The organism is Acinetobacter sp. YK3, assembly GCF_001729365.1.
Lineage (GTDB): Bacteria > Pseudomonadota > Gammaproteobacteria > Pseudomonadales > Moraxellaceae > Acinetobacter > Acinetobacter vivianii.
The window spans coordinates 1-2735 of sequence record NZ_LZPJ01000097.1; the positions used below are offsets into that span (position 1 = coordinate 1).

General features: G+C 47.9%; 1 pseudogene. It reads right to left on the bottom strand.

The features are described 5' to 3' along the window. Positions 1-2735, bottom strand: a pseudogene (locus tag A9Z07_RS11110) (hypothetical protein); the annotation flags it as partial.

Below are 2735 nucleotides of genomic sequence, written 5' to 3' on the forward strand. Positions count from 1 at the left end.
CTTGGACCGCCAGCAATGGTCATACCATCTGTGTTCATCACAGTATCGCCAGCAGTCACGCTATCCACTTTTAGATCACGGTTCAGGCTGTACTTGATGTCATTGCCTTCTTTCACAACCTGTAAGTTTTCTTCGCCATCTGCTGTGCCAATGTCAACAGTATCGCCAGCTTTCACCGCTCCTGCATTTTCACCATTGCTTTGTAATGTCCAGCCTTTGTCTAATGCAGTGATTGCATCACCGACATTGTTCACGTCAGCGCCATTTACACTGTAGTTCGGAGCAGTCACTGTGCCATCTGGATTGACCGTTGAACCACCGCCCAACGCATCCGATACGCTTTGTGCTGTACCTGCCAATTGGCTACCGTTAATCGCATCGGTTGAGTCTGGATTGACATCACCTGCTGTCACACCTGTGATTTTGCCTGTTGCGCCATCAATGCTGACGTCACCGACTTTGACTGAATCGAACTCAACATCATCCGCTGTCGCAACGGTATAAATGGTTTGTCCATTTGCACCTGTTTCACTTTCAACGGTCATGTTCTTGCCAGCTTCAACCTCGGTTTTTGCTGCCGCCGTTTCACCTTCAATCGCATCTGCAACGTTGGCATAACCATTGTCATTCACAGTGAATGGGCCATTCAGCTTGCCACCTTCATTGGTTACACCGCCACCAAGCATGTCACCGACAGAGCCCACGCTGTCATTGAGCTGACCACCATTGACTGCATCTTTAGAACCAGCTGCCACTTCACCATCAGCCACATTGGTAATTTTATTACCTGCTGCATCGATACCATCTTTGGTCACGCTTGGACCACCAGCAATGGTCATGCCATCTGTGTTCATCACAGTATCGCCAGCTGTCACGCTATCCACTTTCAGGTCTCGATTCAGGCTGTACTTGATGTCATTGCCTTCTTTCACAACCTGTAAGTTTTCTTCGCCATCTGCGGTACCGATATCAACGGTATCGCCTGCTTTAACCGCAGCTGCATTTTCACCATTGCTCTGTAATGTCCAGCCTTTGTCCAACTCGGCAATCGCATCACCGACATTGTTCACGTCAGTGCCATTTACACTGTAGTTCGGAGCAGTCACTGTGCCATCTGGATTGACAGTTGAACCACCGCCCAAGGCATCCGATACGCTTTGTGCTGTACCTGCCAATTGACTACCGTTGATCGCATCGGTTGAATCAGGATTGACATCACCAGCAGTCACACCTGTGATTTTGCCTGTAGCACCATCAATGCTCACGTCACCGACTTTGACTGAATCGAACTCAACATCATCCGCTGTTGCAACGGTATAAATGGTTTGTCCATCTGCGCCTGTTTCACTTTCAACAGTCATATTTTTGCCAGCTTCAACTTCAGTTTTTGCTGCCGCTGCTGCACTGTCTAACTGGTCTTTGTTAACTGCATCTGTGCCTTCTGTTCCTTCTGCAACATTGGTAATTTTATTACCGCCTGCATCGATACCAGACTTGGTCACACTAGGGCCGCCAGCAATCGTCATCCCGTCATTATTCATTACGGTATCGCCAGCTGTCACGCTATCTACTTTCAGGTCACGATTCAGGCTGTACTTGATGTCATTGCCTTCTTTCGCAACCTGTAAGTTTTCTTCGCCATCTGCGGTACCAATATCAACGGTATCACCCGCTTTTATTGCATCGGCATTTTCACCGTTGCTTTGTAATGTCCAGCCTTTGTCCAGTTCAGCTAATGCATCACCGACATTATTCACGTCGGTGCCATTGATATTGTAATTTGGTGCAGTCACTGTGCCGTCTGGGTTCACAGTTGAACCACCACCCAACGCATCTGATACGCTTTGCGCTGTACCCGCCAACTGACTACCGTTAATGGCATCGGTTGAGTCTGGATTGACATCACCTGCTGTCACACCTGTGATTTTGCCTGTTGCGCCATCAATGCTGACATCGCCAACTTTGACTGAATCGAACTCAACATCATCCGCTGTCGCAACGGTATAAATGGTTTGTCCATCTGCACCCGTTTCGCTTTCAACGGTCATGTTCTTGCCAGCTTCAACCTCGGTTTTTGCTGCCGCAGCGACATTGTCTAACTGGTCTTTATTAACTGCATCTGTGCCTTCTGTTCCTTCTGCAACATTGGTAATTTTGTTACCACCTGCATCGATACCAGACTTAGTCACACTTGGACCACCTGCAATGGTCATCCCGTCATTATTCATTACGGTATCGCCTGCAGTCACGCTATCCACTTTCAGGTCACGGTTCAGGCTGTACTTAATGTTGTTGCCCTCTTTCTCAACCTGTAAGTTTTCTTCGCCATCTGCCGTACCAATATCAACAGTATTGCCAGCTTTGACTGCGCCAGCATTTTCACCATTGCTTTGTAATGTCCAGCCTTTGTCGAGTTCAGCTAAAGCATCACCGACATTATTCATGTCGTTGCCATTAATATTATAAGTTGGGTTTGAAACGGCCCCTGTTTCAGGGTCATAAGTAGAACCACCACCTAACGCATTGGCTGTGCTTTCACCCTGTTCATCCACCACGCCTTTCACATGTTTTAATTGGCGCACATTCACAGCATCGGTGTCTTCTGCACCGTCAGAAAGGTGTTGAATACGACGCTCATTGCCTGCCGATCCAACAGAAACCACAGAAGCAGGTGCTGCTATTCCAGTTAAGAAACTGTCACCTGTTGCTGTAGAAGTAACGCTACCAGCACCTAA